The 18,478-nt window shown below is 52.0% G+C and carries 16 protein-coding genes and 1 pseudogene; 8 read left to right on the top strand and 9 right to left on the bottom strand.

Annotated features, from left to right (window positions below; genetic code table 11):
* Positions 1-244: 244 nt before the first annotated feature.
* The 6 genes and pseudogenes from EBB79_RS07180 to EBB79_RS07155 all read right to left on the bottom strand — a co-directional run bounded on the left by EBB79_RS07180 (position 245) and on the right by EBB79_RS07155 (position 6,950).
* Positions 245-1,630: an aldehyde dehydrogenase family protein gene (locus EBB79_RS07180; protein ID WP_127748266.1), complete on the bottom strand. Its 1,386-nt coding sequence runs from the start codon at positions 1,628-1,630 to the stop codon at positions 245-247.
* Positions 1,627-3,300 (bottom strand): acetolactate synthase large subunit, encoded by a 1,674-nt coding sequence (locus EBB79_RS07175; RefSeq protein ID WP_127748265.1) that lies wholly within the window; start codon positions 3,298-3,300, stop codon positions 1,627-1,629. Before EBB79_RS07175 ends, EBB79_RS07180 begins: the two co-directional genes overlap by 4 nt.
* A gap of 90 nt (positions 3,301-3,390) precedes the next feature.
* Complete coding sequence (locus EBB79_RS07170) at positions 3,391-4,899, bottom strand: FMN-binding glutamate synthase family protein (protein ID WP_127748264.1); 1,509 nt, start codon at positions 4,897-4,899, stop codon at positions 3,391-3,393.
* Between the two features lie 38 nt (positions 4,900-4,937).
* Positions 4,938-5,555: pseudogene (locus EBB79_RS07165) on the bottom strand (aminotransferase class I/II-fold pyridoxal phosphate-dependent enzyme); the annotation flags it as partial.
* A 231-nt stretch (positions 5,556-5,786) separates the two neighbouring features.
* Entirely contained in the window at positions 5,787-6,341 is a 555-nt protein-coding gene (locus EBB79_RS07160; RefSeq protein ID WP_238705019.1) for a cytochrome P460 family protein, read from the bottom strand.
* 3 nt (positions 6,342-6,344) lie between these two features.
* The gene (locus EBB79_RS07155) at positions 6,345-6,950 is read right to left on the bottom strand and encodes a cytochrome P460 family protein (protein WP_127748263.1); all 606 of its coding nucleotides are present in this window, start codon (positions 6,948-6,950) and stop codon (positions 6,345-6,347) included.
* Positions 6,951-7,055: 105 nt separating this feature from the next.
* Here EBB79_RS07155 and EBB79_RS07150 point away from each other — a divergent pair, with 105 nt between their 5' ends.
* The 7 genes from EBB79_RS07150 (at position 7,056) to EBB79_RS07120 (ending at position 12,685) form a co-directional block, all read left to right on the top strand.
* Positions 7,056-7,934, top strand: coding sequence for a LysR family transcriptional regulator (locus tag EBB79_RS07150; RefSeq protein WP_127748262.1), 879 nt, complete (start codon positions 7,056-7,058; stop codon positions 7,932-7,934).
* 524 nt (positions 7,935-8,458) lie between these two features.
* The gene (locus EBB79_RS07145) at positions 8,459-9,172 is read left to right on the top strand and encodes a DUF2303 family protein (protein ID WP_127748261.1); all 714 of its coding nucleotides are present in this window, start codon (positions 8,459-8,461) and stop codon (positions 9,170-9,172) included.
* A gap of 89 nt (positions 9,173-9,261) precedes the next feature.
* Complete coding sequence (locus EBB79_RS07140; RefSeq protein ID WP_127748260.1) at positions 9,262-9,804, top strand: hypothetical protein; 543 nt, start codon at positions 9,262-9,264, stop codon at positions 9,802-9,804.
* Positions 9,805-9,810: 6 nt separating this feature from the next.
* Positions 9,811-10,092 carry a hypothetical protein gene (locus EBB79_RS07135; RefSeq protein WP_238705018.1) on the top strand — a complete coding sequence of 94 codons (282 nt, stop codon included), beginning with the start codon at positions 9,811-9,813 and terminating at the stop codon, positions 10,090-10,092.
* Between the two features lie 106 nt (positions 10,093-10,198).
* The gene (locus EBB79_RS07130) at positions 10,199-11,308 is read left to right on the top strand and encodes a recombinase (RefSeq protein ID WP_420850385.1); all 1,110 of its coding nucleotides are present in this window, start codon (positions 10,199-10,201) and stop codon (positions 11,306-11,308) included.
* Positions 11,309-11,819: 511 nt separating this feature from the next.
* Positions 11,820-12,311: a hypothetical protein gene (locus EBB79_RS07125; protein WP_127748258.1), complete on the top strand. Its 492-nt coding sequence runs from the start codon at positions 11,820-11,822 to the stop codon at positions 12,309-12,311.
* Positions 12,308-12,685, top strand: a complete 378-nt coding sequence (locus tag EBB79_RS07120; protein ID WP_127748257.1) for a DUF1878 family protein — start codon at positions 12,308-12,310, stop codon at positions 12,683-12,685. Before EBB79_RS07125 ends, EBB79_RS07120 begins: the two co-directional genes overlap by 4 nt.
* A 307-nt stretch (positions 12,686-12,992) precedes the next feature.
* On the opposite strand, the gene EBB79_RS07115 is transcribed toward EBB79_RS07120, so the two are convergent.
* The 3 genes from EBB79_RS07115 to EBB79_RS07105 all read right to left on the bottom strand — a co-directional run bounded on the left by EBB79_RS07115 (position 12,993) and on the right by EBB79_RS07105 (position 17,034).
* Positions 12,993-14,297, bottom strand: a complete 1,305-nt coding sequence (locus tag EBB79_RS07115) for a DEAD/DEAH box helicase family protein (RefSeq protein WP_127748256.1) — start codon at positions 14,295-14,297, stop codon at positions 12,993-12,995.
* A gap of 1,011 nt (positions 14,298-15,308) precedes the next feature.
* Positions 15,309-15,947 carry a recombinase family protein gene (locus EBB79_RS07110; protein ID WP_127748255.1) on the bottom strand — a complete coding sequence of 213 codons (639 nt, stop codon included), beginning with the start codon at positions 15,945-15,947 and terminating at the stop codon, positions 15,309-15,311.
* A gap of 244 nt (positions 15,948-16,191) precedes the next feature.
* On the bottom strand, positions 16,192-17,034 hold the full coding sequence (locus EBB79_RS07105) for a hypothetical protein (protein ID WP_127748254.1): 843 nt from the start codon (positions 17,032-17,034) through the stop codon (positions 16,192-16,194).
* A 734-nt stretch (positions 17,035-17,768) separates the two neighbouring features.
* Between EBB79_RS07105 and EBB79_RS07100 the strand changes: the two genes are divergently transcribed.
* Positions 17,769-18,461 (top strand): DUF5343 domain-containing protein, encoded by a 693-nt coding sequence (locus EBB79_RS07100; protein ID WP_238705069.1) that lies wholly within the window; start codon positions 17,769-17,771, stop codon positions 18,459-18,461.
* The last annotated feature ends 17 nt before the right edge of the window (positions 18,462-18,478 follow it).

Here is an 18,478-nt window from a genome sequence, read left to right as displayed (position 1 = left end):
GCTGGTTCAGCCCGGAGCGGACCGCCGAAAAGTTGTTTAATTGTCAGGGATACTTATACAGATTGACCAGCTTCGGGTTTTTGCCGCGACGCAAACCAACGACACAGTGGCGGATAGGACAGATCCCCAGTCTGCTCCTTACAATGTCTGGTCCTCACGATGTCCGGCTTTATGTTTGAACCACGCGGAAGGCTACGTTTTAATTTCAGATTGGTACCCAATTGAGAATGATGCGCTCCACGTCTCACAATTTGATCACAGCCATCTTGTCCTGCGTCATGTCGTGTATTGTATAGCCGATACCTCCGGTATTGTAGCCTGACTGGCGACGGCCCGCAAAAGGCATCCAATCCACCCGAAATGCACTGTGATCATTGACCATGACCGCCGTAGCATCCAGGCGCTGCACGGCCTCCATTGCAACGTCAAGAGACTTGGTGAACACTGCGGCTTGAAAAGCAAAAGGCAGGTCATTCGCGGCCTGAAATGCAGCCTCCATGGTGTCGTAGCTATAGATGCAGACAACCGGTCCGAAGATCTCCATCATTGAAACGCGGGCGTCCTGGGGCGGGTTCAACAGAACTGTGGGCGCGTAAGTCGTCTCGCCCAGCCGTTTACCACCCGCCAGCAGCCTAGCCCCGCCCTGAACGGCTTCGTCCACCCACTGCGCGACGCGATCAACCTCTGCAGGTCTGATCAACGGGCCGCAGTCTACAGACGGGTTGGTCGCATCACCAACTTTCAGTGCGCTGGCAGCCTCTGCAAGTTTCTGTGCGACATCGTCGGCAATGGCTTGGGGCGCAAAAACCCGCTGGACGGATACGCAGACCTGTCCGGAGTGATAAAAACCGCCTTTGACAAGTGAGGGGATCATCGCGTCAATATCTGCGTTTTCATCGACGATAACCGGCGCGGCTCCGCCATGTTCCAGCGCGCAACGGGTGCCCGGCGCTAGTTTTGAACGCAGCATCCAGCCAACCCGGGCCGACCCGATAAAGGAAAAGAAGCCAACGCGGGGATCGGTAATCATCGTCTCGGCCACATCGTTTTCACAAGCGGCAAAATGGCACCATTCCTTTGGCAGGCCAGCTTCATGCAACATGCCAACAAAGGTCCTGCAAGACAGCGGTGTGTCCAGGGCAGGTTTGACAAGCACCGGACATCCAGCAGCCACGGCCGGGGCAACCTGATGCACAATCAGGTTCAGGGGGTGATTAAAGGCGCTTGCCGCCACCACAACGCCAATCGGTTCACGCTGTGTAAAGGCGATACGGCCTGATCCAGCCTCGGTGAGATCCATGGGAATTTCCTTCCCCGCCATCTGACCGATCTCATGAACACAAAGTTCAACCCCGTCGATGGCACGCTTCACTTCAACGCGCGCATCAACCAGCGGCTTACCACCCTCGCTTGCGATCAGCAGGGCCAGCTCTTCAAACCGTTGCGCCATCAGTGTGGCCGTTTTTTTCAGGACATCGATCCTTTTAAAGGCAGGCAGCCAGCTATCCCGGTTCCGAAAAAGGCCATGAGCCACCCCAAGCATGGTGTCGATATCCAACCACGAGCGCGTTTCAACGCTGCCGATACGCTCCAGGCTGTATGGGTTGACGACGTCTAGTGTTCTGCTCATATCAGGCACGCCTTCGCCGCCAGCTCGTCAATCAGGACGCGCTGGTTTTCGCTGTAGTCGACAGGCACATCAATCAGATGCACACCGCCCGCAGCAAAGGCTGCTTCAAAGGTGGCTGCCAGATCTTCTGTACGTTCAATTCTGTGGCCCGTGGCGCCATAGCTGTTCGCGTATTGAACAAAATCCGGATTGTTGAACTCAAGCCCCCAATCCGCAAAGCCGGCATGCGACTGCTTCCACCGGATCATACCGTACGAACTGTCATTCAGCACCGTCACCACAAGATTGAGTCCCAACCGCACAGCCGTTTCCAGCTCCTGGCTGTTCATCATGAACCCGCCATCACCGCAGATCGCCATGACACGGCGCTCAGGGTACAATTTGGCGGCCATCATTGCGGATGGCAGTCCTGCCCCCATCGTAGCCAAGGCATTGTCGAGCAGGACAGTATTGGGCTGATAAGCCTTGTAATTACGGGCATACCAGATCTTGTAGATCCCATTGTCGAGCGCGATGATATCGCAGTCTCCCATCACCTTGCGGGTATCCGCCACAAACCGCTGCGGGATGACTGGAAAACGGGTATCATCAGACCCTTCTGACGTATGCAGGTCAGTTTCCTGTTTGATGCGAAGGAAATAGCCGCGATCAAATTCCAGCGGACCGCCCAGGATTTCCCCAAGTCGCTCAATGGATTGCGCCAGATCACCGACCACTTCGGCCTGCGGAAAATACACTTGATCAACCTGCGCCGCTTTATAGTTCACATGAATGACTTTGGTGCCGCCCTCTTCCATGAAGAAGGGTGGTTTCTCGACGACATCGTGCCCGACATTGATGATAAGATCTGCCCTGCCAATGGCACAATGCAGGTAATCACCGTCAGACAAAGCCGCAGTTCCAAGGCAGAGTTCAGATCGTTCATCCACCACACCCTTACCCATCTGTGTATTGAAAAACGGGATCTGCGTGTCTTTTACAAACTGGCTGAGTGCACGCCGCGTATGTTTGCGGTTAGCGCCCGCACCCAATAGCAACAGCGGCATTTTAGCGGACCGGATCAGGTCAGCCGCTTCATTCAGCACCGTATCTCCCGCCACGGCATAATGGCGCGGGTGAGGCTGCAGCACTTTTTCATCGGTGTCTTCTGCGGCGATATCCTCGGGCAGTTCCAAAAGGACCGCGCCGGGGCGCTCTTCCTGCGCTGTCCTAAACGCTTCGCGGATCAGCGATGGAACGGTGTTGCCGTGCACAATTTGCTTGGACATTTTACAGATCGGAGCAAACAGACCCACGACATCAATGATTTGGAACTGCCCTTGCTTTGACTTCTTGATCGGTTTCTGACCGGTAATCATAATCAGTGGCATACCGCCAAGATGCGCATAGGCGGCCGGGGTGGCCAAATTCGTGGCACCCGGCCCAAGCGTCGCCATGCAGACCCCTGCCTTGCCTGTCAGGCGGCCATATGTGGCGGCCATAAAGGCTGCACCTTGTTCATGGCGGGTCAGCACCAATTCGATAGAAGACGTTCTCAGAGACTCCAGAACATCCAGGTTTTCTTCACCGGGGACGGCAAAGATATATTCGACGCCCTCGGCTTCCAGGGCTGCGACAAGCAGGTCTGAAGCTTTGGTGAAGGATGTTGCGCTATTTTGCGAGTCTGACATGCTATCTCCTGAAATTTATGCGGGCAAAGGGCATAAGGTTGGCCGGTAAAAAATATTGGCAGCTGTGTTTCGTAATTGTGCAGGCGTGACTTATTCCGCAGCCTGCACCCGTTCCGGTTCTTGAAACAGCTCATCCATTGAAACCGAGCGCCCATTATCCAACACAATGCGCGCGTGATACCGTTTCAGCAACCGGGGCTCTGCGACGCCGCAACTATGGGCAATGACGCTGATCTCTTTTTTCATATTCTTGGCATAATTCGCAACACGCTCTGATTTGCTGGTCGGATCAAGGCCAAACTGCAACTTGGAGTTGTGGGTCGTGATCCCGGTTGGGCAGGTGTTTTTGTTGCACTGCAGCGCCTGAATGCAGCCCAGAGCAAACATGAATCCCCGTGCTGATTTCACAAAATCGGCGCCTGCGCAAAAGGCCCAGGCCACTTCGGACGGATTGATCAGTTTGCCGCTGGCGCAGATTTTTACCCGGTCCCGCAGGCCATATTTCGTGAGAATATCAACCGCCAAAGGCAGGCTTTCGCGCAACGGCATGCCCATATTATCAATCAGGCTCATCGGGGCGGCCCCGGTGCCGCCGTCTGCGCTGTCGATGGTCACAAAGTCCGGAGCGCTTTTGGGCCCGCGAAGCATGATCTCTTTGCACAGACTGTCGAAGAACCCGTAGGCACCGATCACCGCCTTAAAACCAACCGGTTTTCCAGTGACGTTCCGCACATAGCTGATCATGTCCAGCAGATCATCAACGCTGTTAATCTCGGGGTGGCGGTTGGGGCTGATTGCGTCTTTGCCAACGTCCAGTCCGCGGATTGTTGCGATGTCCTTGGTGACCTTGGCGCCGGGTAAAATGCCGCCTTTGCCGGGTTTGGCCCCCTGGCTGAGTTTGATTTCAAACATCCTTACAGCATCATGAGCAGCAACTGCGCGCAGCTTGTCTTCATCGAAGCCGCCTTTGGGCTTGCGCACACCAAACTTGCCGGTGCCAATCTGGAAAACAATGTCGGCGCCGCTTTCCAGGTGATAGGGGGACAACCCGCCTTCACCTGTATTGATCCAGATACCGGCCTTCTTGGCCCCTGCAGCCAGCGCCCGGACGGCCGGAACTGAAATTGCACCATAGCTCATGCCTGAGATGTTGAAAATGGAGTCCGTCGTGTAGGGCTGCCGTGCATAGGGTCCGACCATGGTTTCGGACGGCTCTTTGGCATCCTGTTCCAATGTTGGAAACGGGCAATTTACAAAATACACGGTACCAGTCGGTCGCAAATCACGTGTGGACCCAAAGGCCACCGTGGAATCCACGTTTTTGGCAGCACGGTAAACCCACGAACGCTCCGCCCTGTTGAACGGCATTTCTTCACGGTCTTGCGCAAAGAAGTACTGCCGGAAGAATTCCCCCATATGCTCAAAGAAATACCGGAAGCGGGCGACCACCGGGTAATTCCGGCGCAACGTGCTTTCTGTTTGTGTCTTATCGCGGATGTATAGCACCACGATCCACAAGACACCCGCACCGACGGCGAAGATAAAAGCATAGGACAGCAGTTCCAGCAAACTCAAAACCACGTTTGATATCTCAGACATATTTTCTTGTTCCTTCACGGGATTTGGGAGGTCTTGTCTCATCCAGCCATCGCGACGCGGTTCAACTCACAATGGGACCAAAGTGCATCCATTGCACACACGAGACGATCAATTTCCTGTGCTCTATGTATTGGCGACGGGGTGATCCGGAGCCGCTCTGTTCTGCGCGGGACGGTTGGATAGTTGATTGGTTGTACATAGATGCCGTAATCCCGCAGCAAGTGATCCGACAGAGTTTTGGTAGGAACCGGGTTGCCGACGAGCACCGGCACGATGTGGCTGCCATGGTCGATGACCGGCAATCCCAGACCCTTAAGCCGCCCTTTCAGGATCTCGGCCTGTTTCTGGTGTGTCATGCTCAAATCCTGCGCATCTTTCAGAAAGGTCACGGATGCCGCAGCTTCTGCAGCCACCGCAGGAGCCAGGGTTGTGGTGAAAACAAAGCCCGGCGCATAAGACCGGACAGCATCGCATATTTTGGCGGAATCGGCGATATAGCCGCCCATCACACCATAGGCTTTGGCCAGTGTGCCGGTGATAATATCAACCCGATGCGCCAGACGGTCACGTTCGGTCACGCCGCCGCCGCGCGGACCATACAGTCCCACCGCATGCACCTCGTAGATATAGGTCAGGGCGCCGAATTCATCCGCCAGACCCCGTGCGCACCGTTGGTCATTCAAATGGTCCATTTCTTTGTTCCACAGGTCAGGTCGGACGCGCTTGGCATTCGCCAGGCCCGATTTTGGAAATGGATTGCAAGGCAGTTGTGAACTTGCCGCAACTTAAATGCGCGAACCGGTGGGGACCGATCCGCGCCCATTTCCTTTTGGGCGAAGGCAAGAAAAGGCAGGCGCTAATGCGAATGGATGTTCGCTTTGCCTGCCCTATTCAGCGTTCAACACCGGATAGGCTTCAACGTAAATCCAGTCGGTTTTCCGGGCTGGTATATGACAGGATTTACACTCGGAACGGTAATTTTCCGTGGTCGTCAAATCACGGTCATCTGCCCCGAAATAGGCCCAACCCCAACCGGTCCCCCACAGATCATTGCCCTCAAACCGGTCATGGTTGTCCTTCACCATCACGAACCAACCGGTTGTCTCTGCCGCGTAGGCTGCGGTACCGGTTGTGTAATTGCCGGTTTCGGTTTCCAGAAGTTCCTTCACCAGAACAGCGCCGTCAGGGAACGCACCGTGTTCCAAATAATGTTCAATAACCCCCGGCTGAGTATAGACCACATGCTGTCCAGCAGCTTCACCATCGTCCAGAATGGTCCAGGCCCCTAGCGAGGGCCAGCTGGATCGGAAATTCCTATCGGGCATATGTATGCTGCCGTTTGGCCCAACAACGCCATAAGTTGGCACAGAAAAATCCTGTGCCAACCCGGGAGATACTCCAATCAAACCGATCAGAGCGAGGCAGCCCGCTGCAATTTTCATCGATCAGTTTCCCTGGACCGCACGCAGTACTGGATAGAACTGCGTGAAAACAAAATCTGTATCCGCATTGGATTCATGACATGAATTGCAGGATTCCGCCGGGAACGCTTGTGCTGTTTCAGCATAGGGTTCGCCGCTGTGCCCAAAACTGTAATAGACCCAACCGCCTGGCTCATCACTGAAACGCCCGGTGTCCTTGATCGTCAGTTCCAATCCAACGAACTCCCCCTGGAAATACCCGTTTCCGGAGACTTCGAAACACGCCCCATCTGCCTCTGTGCAGTCACTCCCTTCGCGGAGCATAACCAGTTCTTTGGCAATCTGTGTCCCATCTGCCCATTCACCTGTCTCGGCGAAATGGTCAAAAGCCGACGGTTCCACGTATACATTGTGGAATTCAGGAAATGACGCCTGACCATCATTCAAAGCATTTGGTGTCAGTGGTGCACCGATAAAAACCCAACGGCGGTAGTCAGTCGGAGCCATCACTGCCCCATCATCTGCAAAAGATGCTTCGGCAACTTTGCCCGAGTTGGATTGAGCCACAACCGCACCGGTCAGAGCGACTCCTGCAATTGCCGCAATGCCTGCAATATGACGTAAGTTCATTGGGTAGTCTCCTTGTTGCCTCATAGAAGACTAGTGTTTTCTTCAGCACGTCTGTGTTATGGATTATATAACCAACAGCCACATATTCATGGGTTATTGAGAGACATGGACTTACGCCGTATCCGATATTTTCTCGTCTTAGCCCGGACACTTAATTTCTCTCAGGCTGCTAGAGAATTGAAAGTCTCTCAGCCTGCTCTGAGCAAGGCCATCAAACAGCTTGAAGCCGAATTTGGCGGATCTCTGATCCGGCGTGAGGGCCGCCTTTCACATTTGACTCATCTTGGCGAACGCATGCGGGCCTCCCTGCAGCAAGTAGAAGACGCCTCTCTGCGTGCTGAACAGCTTGCATCACGGTTAACCAAGACCGAAACGGCCTGTATTCGTATCGCGGTCATGTGCACAATTGACCCAGGCAAAGTCAGCGAATGCCTGGCTGAGTTCCAGCAAAAATTTCCGGGCCTGGCTGTCGAACTTCTGGATGCGACAGCTGAATCTATTCAGGATGTTTTGCTGGATGGAAAAATAGACATAGCAATACTTGGCAGCCCAGTTGAAGCGGTGCCGCGTTTACGCGTGCATGAGCTGTTTCAGGAGGAAATGATTATTGCTTGCGGGGTCAATTTTCGATTGGCTTCACGAAGCTCCATCCCACTGAAAAAGTTGACAGACTATCCGTATCTTGATCGTCTGCGCTGCGAGTTCCGGGAAATGGTGGTTGGGATGACCGACGCGCATGACGTAGAGCTAAATGTTGTCACCAGCAGCGAGCGGGAAGATTGGATTAAATCGCTTCTTATGCAAAACCACGGCGTATCAATTATGCCAACGAGCTCGGCCAAAGCATCGGGGCTCGTAACGGTCAAGTTTCAGGATGTCGAATTGCACAGATCCGTTTTTCTCACAATTCCCAGCGGCCGTGAAGACCAACCTGCCGTGCAAGCACTGGTAAAACACGCGCGGGAATATAACTGGGAGAAGTGATCCGGCCCGGAAATTTCTCGCGTTTTGCGTGCCTGCGTTTTCTATCATTCCAGCTCGTCAATACGGACATTCTGCCCTATCGTCGAAGGCGCGAAAATGTCGCTATGTGCGCATAACCGCCGTCAATCCGCGACGCGGCGAATGCCAACCTGGATCTAGGATCTACTCTGCTCCAGGGGCGAATGCGTTTTGTCGCGGGGCCGCAAGGCCATGCTCAATTGCCGCCTTTTGCGCAATCTCCCGTTTGATTTGCTCGGTGGAATTTTTTTGAACCTCTACCAGCCATTGCATCTTATTTGGCGCGAACTACTTTCCACGCCTCATGGATCTCAGCGGGGTCTTTCGTTCGAAGAGCCCACTCCACAACATTTCCCCAAATATCCCTCTAGGGTCTTTAGGGACTCGCCTGCGATATTTGGCATTTGCGGCTACTGTCGCGGGTTTGAGATGCGGTAGATCTAAAGCAATTCTCATGTACCCCACCACAGGATATGTAGTGTTGAGGCACTCGGCAAAAAGCACAGATCGGTAAAAAGATCCTCGAAGGTACCCTAAAGGAAATTACAGACCCTGACCGCCTGCCGGATCATATCCAACAACTGGTTATAGTTGACGATCGGAATTCACTGACCAATTACGTCCATCGGTTTAGCGATGATCGCTCAGTTCTCGTTGCGGATTATGACGACGGCAAAATCTCTGCCCGGTTGGACTGGCACAAAGACAACACCAACGAGCTTTCCCGCCAACACGCAAGCCACACAGCAACGCTGCAGCTTCGGGACAGCGAGGAATATTCGCGTTGGAACAAAATGGAAGGGGATATGCACAGCCAGGAGGAATTCGCCCTCTTTATCGAAGAGAACGTTGCAGATATTTGCGATCCAGATCACACAACCATGTTGGAAATTTGCCGCGATCTGGAAGCCACTCAGGATGTAAGCTTCAAGAGCGGCATTCGCCTTGAGAACGGCGACCGAACTTTCGTCTATGAAGATGATACTAAGGTCAAAGGCGATATGACGGTGCCTACCGAAATCCGTCTTTTGATCCCCCTCTACAACGGCGAAGAGCCAGTCGAGGTCCGTGCAAAGTTTCGGTTCCGTCCGACTGCTGGCGGCTTGCAGTTTGGGTTCCGCTGGCATCGGGTCGAATACATGCGCCAGGCCACGTTCAAAGAAATGGCAACACTGACCGCCGACAATACTGGGCGTCCGGTTTTCTACGGTCGAACATAACTTTCTGATTTCTCTTTCTGGCCCTTCACGATCGAGGGGCCAGCGACGGAAGCCAAAGTCCAACAAATCCCCCTTTTCTGGAGCACCTCATGAATGAAAAAGTGAAACATATTGTTGGGCCAACAATCGCTTTGCACAGCGGCTCATATTTCGATTTTGAAGATCCTGAAAGCAGCAACTTCACCATTGACGATGTAGCCCACGGGCTATCACAAATTTGCCGATTTACTGGCCAGTGCAAGCGGTTCTACTCAGTAGCAGAGCATTCCGTTCATGCCAGCCACAACGTCCCGGCAGGGTTCGAAATGGAAGCGCTCATGCACGACGCCCCAGAGGCTTTCGTGGGTGATATCTCCAAGCCTCTCAAAACTCTATTACCTGACTACAAGATTATTGAAGATCGAGCTGAAGCCGTCGTTCTTGCCCGGTTCGGTATCACCCCGCCACTTTCACCGCAGGTCAAACTAACGGACCTCAAAATGTTACGCGCCGAGCAAGTAAAAGCGACGGGCAATCAGGACGTTTGGCCGATAGTCGCAGAATTAAACGCCACCGACATCACTCTTGAATTCTGGCAGCCAGAGGAAGCCAAGCGGCGATTCCTTGAGCGCTTCTACGAACTCTCCACCTAAAACCAATTGGGAGAACAAATAGATGGCCGAAGACCACACCATGAGCGAATCAGCCTGAATGGATCCGTCAAATGGGCCGCAGCCCGCATTGGCTGGCCGCTCAGCAGGTTCAAGCAGAAGCGTGAAACCCTCGAAACCAACGGCTTTCCCAAGGTCGACCGGATCACAAATCTCTATGTCAAAGCCGACATTGATGCTTGGATAAACCGTCGGCGCCAGGTGGCAGACCAAATTCTGCACATCGGCGCTGCTGAAACCACAAAAGAGGTGAACCTAGATGCGATTTAAAGATGCATTATGGGACGGTTCAGACCCGCTCTATGCCCCAGGCATCAGTTGGAGCGGTAAGAACCCAGAGCGCAGGTATGCGCACTGGAAGTGCCAACCCAAATACGTGAAGGCCGGATTTGCCATCACCAAAGTAAAGATCGAGCCCGCAGGCCATGAGAAAGACGAATTCCAGAAAGCCCGTGCCCTGCGATGCCGGGAACTGACGCAGGAATCGGTCAGGTGGTTCGAAGATCAGGATAAGCCACGGTTAGATCCCGAGACCTGGAAGTATCTGATTGCTCGCTACCAGACGGACGAATTCTCGCCATTTCAGGAAGTAAAAGGAAATACCCGAGCCGGATACATCCAGCAACTGGCAAAGCTGGAAGAGGTGATTGGCCGCACAAAGATCTCAGGTATGACCTATGAAGTCATCAAAACGATCCAGAAGGCCATGATAGACAAAGGCCGGTCCATTTCTTACATCCACCGGTTCTTCAACACTCTGCGTCGTGTTTCGCGATACGGGAAGGTGCTAAAAATTAGAGCAGCTATTGAAGTGGCTGATATTCTTTCGGAAATGCGGTTTCAGAACAGCTCCGCGCGGCAAGTTTCCCCAACACGGGACCAGGTCTATGCTGTGATAGCAGCCGCTGATCAGGAGGGGTTGGATCATTACGCCCTGGGAATCATGATCCAATACGAGTTTGCCCTTCGTGCCGTGGATGTACGCGGCCAATGGCTGAACACCAACGAAACAGAAGGTGGCATCATCCGCAATGGCAAGCGGTGGCAAGACGGGCTGACATGGGACATGTTCGATATTGAGCTGACTAGAATGACCAAGCTGATTTCCAAGACCCGGAAATCTTTGCCTGAACCCTATGTGTTCGACCTTACAGCAATACCAGAGATCCGAGATCGCCTATTCAAGATCCAGTCGGCCAATCCGGTCGGCCCGGTGATTCTCTCCAAGAAAAGCGGTGGCATGCCCTACACCGTCAGCGGATGGTCGCAAGCCAGGGCACGGTTACGGAAAAAGGCTGGCATACCCGAGGGCATCTGGATGATGGATTTGCGGGCTGGTGCTATGACAGAAGCGAAAAACCTTGGCGCAGATCCTTTTTCACTACGGGACGCGGGTCAGCATAAAGAAGTCTCAACCACTGACCGTTACTCACGCGCGCGTTCTGACGGTGCAAACAAAGTGGTACAACTCAGACAGTCCCGCTAAATATCGGATCATTTGCAGAACAAACATAATCCGACGCGAATTCAAGTATCTGCTAAGTCATTGATTTTGTGGTGCCCCCACACGGACTCGAACCGCGGACCTACTGTGAAAAACATCAGGTAAAACAACCGGTTACCCTATAGTTTCCTTGTCGGCTGTGAAATAAAGTGTGTCGTAGAGGCCACGTTTTGTGTGTCGTGAGAACGCCGAGAGGCCACGTTGAGATTCGCGGCTCTACGCCCTCCCCAAGCACCGAGTTTTTCAACAACATTGGCAGTAAGCGAACGATGCAAAGTTGAGCATTTGGCTCAGACCGGACCTACGCGACACCAAGGCCGCTGCCCCGCAGCTTAATTCAATGAGACTATCAGAGGCCTCGGACGTTCTCGGCACCACAAGCGTTGATCGAAAACGAGACAGCAGAAAGAAGCTAGTTGATACCCATTGCCATCAAAGCAACCCTTTGGCATACCAAAACTCGCCCGAACAACTTCGAAGAGAACAAGCACGCATGGATTTTTCTAGCTGGATTAGTGAAAACATGGATTTTTCTAGCTGGATCACAGTTATTGGCACAGTGGCGTCTCTTGCTAGCATGGCGGTTGCCATCCGACAGGCCAGAAACGCATTCAAATCAAGTAACGATGCAAAAAAAGCAATGGCTACAGTCCAACTAGCCGCAGTGGCAGAGCGCTTGAAGTCCGCTCAGGAACACATCCGAGATTTGGCACCCGACAAGGTTACAGAACGCGGATTTAAGTCCGGCTCCAAAATTGATTCCGTTCGACGAGAGTTCGATACTGCAATGAGCGCTCTACCTACATCAGGCGTCGGAAGCTCAGCCCGCGTGTTATTGTCCAATGCCCAAGCTAGCCTCAACGAATACTATTCATCCCTGCACCAAGAGCCAAACTTGGATGAATGGCAGACATCGCAGAAGTTGGTCCAGGACACAATTTCTAACCTTACTTCGACGGCCTCTATTCAAGGAATAAACTCATGACAAATCAGGAAATCATTGAGCGCATAAGAAAACTTAGTTACCACGTTTCAATTCTTGGCCAAGCTATCGATTATGATAAACATCCAGTCGAAGCTCTAATTCTGTCGATGGATTGGCGTGCTCAAGACCTCGAAACGGCTCACGACATATTCGAACGTTGGGACGAACGTCTGGAAAAAGGTGAGACGATGGAGAAATACAAATTTGAAGGTGATTTCGAAAAGGAACTCGGAATCACCTATCAAGGCCTGAAGTCCATTATCTTGGCTTTTTATGAAAGCTCCAAATGGACCAATGTCTGTGAAGCCTATGTCGATATTTTTGGCGCAACTCCTCCAATAGAATACAAGAGTATTATGAACCGTAGGCGTTGATAACATCAGGCTTAACGGTCGTTTCCGGCGCATTTCAAAAACGTTCGTGAAAGTATCTGATGCTCGTGTCTGCTTTAGCTGGAAGCTGCTGTTCAACGGGTTAGGCACGAATGGCAAGTCTAGGCCGGGAGTGACGGAACACAGTTTGGACAAACTCGGCAATGAAGAAAGTTATTGTCGTGATCGTGCCCATCGATAAGCCCCCTATCAGTTGAACCGACAGGGGGCGCTTTGGGGTTGGAATAGGGTAGTGTTAGGCGGTCTCAAAGATGCCTTGCACTTGCTAGTCGATGGCAGAAATGGATGTTCAGGCCGCCTCTACAAGATCAATGTCTGCATTTGCACTGTTTAGCCAGCCTTCAAGGATAGCACGCATACGCTTGTCAGGAATGGCTACAGTAATGGCCAAGCCATCACGGACGCGAGTTCTCCATATCCATTGGACCATCTCAGCCAAAGCATATTCATCAGAGAAACTCTGCCCTGAGACCCCGAGGAAGTTCTGCACCATGGGGTTGGGTGACATCGAATAAAGGTAGATAGCATGGCTGGCGTGTTTGTAGTCATTGGTCCCACGTGTCTTGTTTGGGAGCCACTGCACACCGTCTTTGCCATAGTCCCTACCAAACATCCGAGAATACTTGGCCCATGGACCCGCATAACGGCTTTTACGGTCTTCAAACCACTTGTCACGGGCACACGTTAGAATGATGTTTGTCCGCTCGACTCCCTTCCATCGCCGATACAAGAGGTTCTTGAGCGCACCGCCTATGGACTTGCAGGTGGTCTCCAATGAGCGACGTGTCTGCTTTGAGAAAGATAGTTTGACGTGCTTTGGCAGAACCAAGTCTTCCACAGTTACCAACTCTCTTGCTTGCCTAAGCCAGTCACTAGGCGTCTCTTCAATCACTGTGAAAGCTGCCTTTGGCTGGGATTGAGCGAGCATTTTGAGATAGGCGCGGATGTATGTGCCTTCGCTGAGAAAGGTCATCACTGTCAACGAACGACCAGACAGCAACACTTGGTTCGGAGTCGCCACGGCGAAGATGCCGCTTTCATCAACGTGAAGCTGACCCTGAATAGCTGGACTATAAATGTCGGGATGTAGTTTACTCGAGTATGTTGGTTCACCATCGCTGTCCAATTTCTCTCGTTGCCACTTAATCCATTTCGCCGCGGGTTGGACCTGACGTGTCTCAGGGCAAACGGTAGCATATCCACCGCCCACAACCGCCTCATTGAAGGCATCCGCATCAATAGTGTTAACGCAAGTGACAGGATTGGGGGCCTCGTCCACGATAATCTCATAATCAGCCGTCAAGTCGGCCAGACGTAGCATCATGAAGAACAATGTGTGCGTGATCGCTACGGATTTGCCTTCTCTCAATAAGCTCTCAAGCTGGACAAGCTTCGGTCCTTTGCCTTCTTTGGGGGAAACGATTTCAACCCAATCTGGGGCATCCGCTACGAAACGTTCAATTTCCGTGAGCGATGGCGTGACCAGAAGGTATTTCCTTTCGGGCTGTAGAGAAGCCAGCATCTCGGTGGTCTTGCCGGTGCCGCATGCGCGGTCGATGATAACGGTGTGTGTCGAGCGACTAGGATAGAGCATGTGAAAGCTTTCTGTTTTGGGGCCTCGCGATGAGGCAGTTCATGGGGCCATGAGGGCCAGGCTTGTGTGATGCAGAAGAAGGGTGCGAACGGCACATCTGTCTCAACTAAATATATCGAGGCCGTAATAGATTGAAATCAAACGATAATTCATCCAACAAGGAGACCCTCCGTAAACCTGTTGTTTGTGAAAGGGAAACCTTAAAGGGCAACCATCACGGGCAACCGGGAACGGTAATCAGGAAAGAATCCAAACGGCTGAACTGGAGGAGCGAAGATCATCATGGCGGCATCAGCCGACAATCTAATAGAGGTGAACCTCGAAGGGGCTGGACTGTGTGAACCAGATAGCCTGGTTAAAAACTAAAGGGTCGCCAGTCCTCCACCTTAGCATGCCGCTATCGCTAGAAGACCCAATGCCGATGGCTTTGCCACGGACGAGATATTCACTATGAGCGCGCATTCACAGCGAGGAACACGTCAACTTAAGTAACCAACACATGGTCTTTAATATGGGTCAGATTCCTCAAATATTGATCGCATCCCCTCACGCGCAGATGAACGAAGCATGCCTTTACTTTCTGTCTCGTGGGGAGCAGATCACTGGGTCTTAGGCGGGGGAGGAACGTCTCAAGTCAATCGCACTAGAGCTAGGTTGGGGCTTAATGGTCTAGCGGTGGTGCAGCCGATTTTTAGTGCTATGGGTGGGTCAAAAGCCCACGTTATTCGGCTTGTTATTGTGAGTATCAGGAATATGGGGAGTAATTGGGGCGTGATGCGCGAAGCCGCCTTTAGTGCTATGGTGTGGGTTTTATGATTTGGCGTGCACAGTTCGCTTTGGGTCAAGTATTCGCCTAAAACCGCTCCAACTTGATTACTGCAAACCTGAGCCCGTTGGGGTTCGGTTGTGGGTCATACGACCTGCCCCCAAGATGGTAGGCCACCAACTTACAACTCGGACATCAGGTCGAAATCCAGCTGCGTCTATGGCTCTTGTAGGTGGATTGAGACACTACATTCCCCATTTCACCAGCGCAGCTTCTGCCTTGGTTGGGTCTTGGGCTATCCGGATAACGGCATTGCGGTTGACTCCTGTGGCCTTGGCTATGGCTGAGTGACCTATTCCAGCATTCAGCATAGCTTGCACCCCCTCAAAACTAGCTCTATCGAAAGTTGGCTTGCGTCCCTTGAACTTCTCCGGAGAAGTGGCCTTGTGGTGCTCTATACCGGCCCTCTGAGCTTCTTTATTTGCCTCTACCTGTGCTTCGGCCATCGCAGCCATGAAGCCTATCAGCGCGTCTCTGATGGCCTTTTGTGTTGGGTCTGCGGTCGTTCCATCGAAGACCATGCCATTGATCACAGTCTTGATTGTCACGCCTTCGCGGATGAACTCCCGAATGGTGTCGGTCACGTCCGGATAGTTGCGCCCCAATCGGTCTACCCAGCGGACCAGCAGAGTGTCCCCCTCACGCAACATATCAAAGAGGCGCTTACCGCCGTCCCTGTCTGCTAGTTTCGTAGTGACGCCAGAGGTGCCGTGATCGCTCACAACGTCATCAATCTGAAAGCCAGCCTTTCGGGCCTGTTCAAGCTGGTGGTCACTGGTTTGTTCAGTTGTTGAAACGCGGACATAAAGAATGGTCTTGGACATAGGTCACCTGTTCACAAAGGTATCGTTCACATAGCTGAATTGTTCACAAGCTAAAGTCAACCCTTATGAACACACTTTCTACTGACCTCAAGCGCGTTCACTGTGGCATACCTTTATGAACAAATACTATCGGCGATCGCGAGAAGAACTGCGGCGAGGAAAGAAAAGTGCGTGGCTCTAAGCATGTAGACAAGGCACTTTTAAACGGTAAACAAAGTTCCCTTTGCGCGCTCCGAAAACACAGTCAACCAATTATGATTTTTTGCACGATTTGGTCCCCGTAGTCCACCAGCTTTGCAAGGATTAGCCCCCCTAGCACCCAACTACCAAATCGGCAAAAGAATCGCTTCTCAAAAATCGCGCAATGGACCAGCAGCAACATTGCAACCCCCATGGCAAAGGCCCAGACGTAGTCTGATGTTGTCCATGAGTTTGGGTCAAAATCGGCAAAATCAAACTTGCCAATAAAAATATTGAAAACCAACCAAGCCGCAACCAATGGAAGCGAAATGACCCATGAAGCTGCAATAGATACAACTACAGCGGCTATTTTTTCGTTGTTACTCAGATCGCGGGACGACGAGGTATTTTCATGGGCCGAGTTCTCAATACACCGACCAATAAACAGCAATGCTACAAGTCCTGCTGCCAGTGTCGCGTAAGTCCACATATCAAAAACCCAAACCACCACGAAAAGCGTGACTATAGACCCAACCCATTCCAGCCAATCTCTAGCAATTGATTGAAATGTTTGAGGCTCAGCAGGTATCGATCGCTGCGGCGTCAAGAATACGATAAGCTTATCATGAAACAGCTTTTGATTTTTGACACGTGAAAAGTCTAGTGGCTGCTCTCGAAGCGCCGAAGCAAACCAAGGCCCTAACAGTAGGATCAACAAAGTTAGTAGCACGGGGTCGGGGTATTCCGTTACGCCCAGAATTCCCAAAAGGCTTCGCCAAATATTATCGCAGGCTTGTTGAATTGCATTAACAAAAGCGAGGATATGCTCCGACCAACTCAAACTGCGAATTATCTCTGCAGCAAGAAACGACGCCGCGAATACTCCCTGCCGAAGCAACCATCTCATTGTAAAACCTGCCGAACGGAGAATTAAATTAAACAGCGTGCCAAATTCATCTTCGATAAATCACACTAATTGAAGAGAAACAACAACCGAAAGCGCTTCTGGACTGCATCAAGGAGGCCATGAACGCGTCCTGGAGGTTCCTCCCAACGCGGGCGTATCCGATGGCTGTAGCAGTTCCTTCCAACTGGTCGTTTAAACTTTACGGGAAATTCGTCCCCAAAAGATCAACACAATTCTATTGGATAGCTTTCAGATACCCCCCACTTATTGCCCGCTAGGTCTTGCTCTATTGGGAATGACAGGCAGTGTGCCGATAGTTCGTTAGGAGGACACGGGCACAAGGCAGATCGACAGAAATCTCTCCCGGCCCCTCCCGGGATACCTTTAAGCAGCGCCAATCGGGTTCGCGCTGAACGAGGATTGAGAAGCGCCCAAAGCGAATATCGAAGATGATCATATGGTATCCTTTCGGGATTGATGTCGCTGGCACCAACCCGGTGCAGAGCCAACATGCCCACCTCCATATAGAACATCAAGTCATTGGTTTAATTGCATTAGTAGGGGAACTCCACAGGTGAATCTAAGCGGGTCGTGAAGGTATCCCCACCGGGGGGAAACGCTCCACCACTTCTATATATCTCGGGTTGACAGATTTTTGCGGTTTTTTAGGTTTGAAGAACTGCAACCCTTCCGCGTAGCACTCAACTGTGGCACATCTTGTAGCTTCTGTCATAATGCGCACATTATCCACAGTGTATTTACTTAGGGGATTTCAGGTGGCCTCACTTCCATACGTTACAGCAGCGGGAAACATAGCAAAGGCTTTCGAGAGCATTCGAACGGCGGCTATACCGCCAAAAGTAAGCCAAGACTTTGTAAAGAACGTGCTAAAGGTGCCCGGCGGTTCCGGAGACCAGATGACCACTTACTTAAAGAAGATTGGTTTCACTGGAGCAGACGGTTCACCAACAGATCGCTATCGGCGATTTAGAAATCCAGGTTCCTCTGGTGCGGTCGTCGCCGAATCCATTCGAGACGCATATCAACCTCTGTATATGCGGAACGAATACTTGCATACATTGCCAGAGGCTGAACTGACAAATTTGGTGATGGAAGAAACGGGGAACGCTCACGACAGCACTCCGGTCAAGTCCGTTGTCAACTGTATCAAGGCTCTGAAAGAGCATGCGGATTTCAACGGTGCACACACAAGTTCATCGGTTGATAAAGCGGAGTATAGGCCACCGGAGCAACCCATCGTAGCGCCAGTGCAAGAGCAGGCAGCCCCTAACAACCAAAACGGCGGCATAGGTTTGAACCTAGGCTACACGATCAATCTCAATCTACCCGCCACGACCGACCAAGAGGTATTCAACGCTATCTTTCGCAGCTTGAAGCAAAACCTGCTGAGTTCCGACGATGGCTAGACGCCCAGATGGTTTAA

The organism is Parasedimentitalea marina, from assembly GCF_004006175.1.
GTDB classification, from domain to species: Bacteria; Pseudomonadota; Alphaproteobacteria; order Rhodobacterales; family Rhodobacteraceae; genus Parasedimentitalea; species Parasedimentitalea marina.
This window is presented reverse-complemented; position numbering and strand designations above follow the sequence as displayed.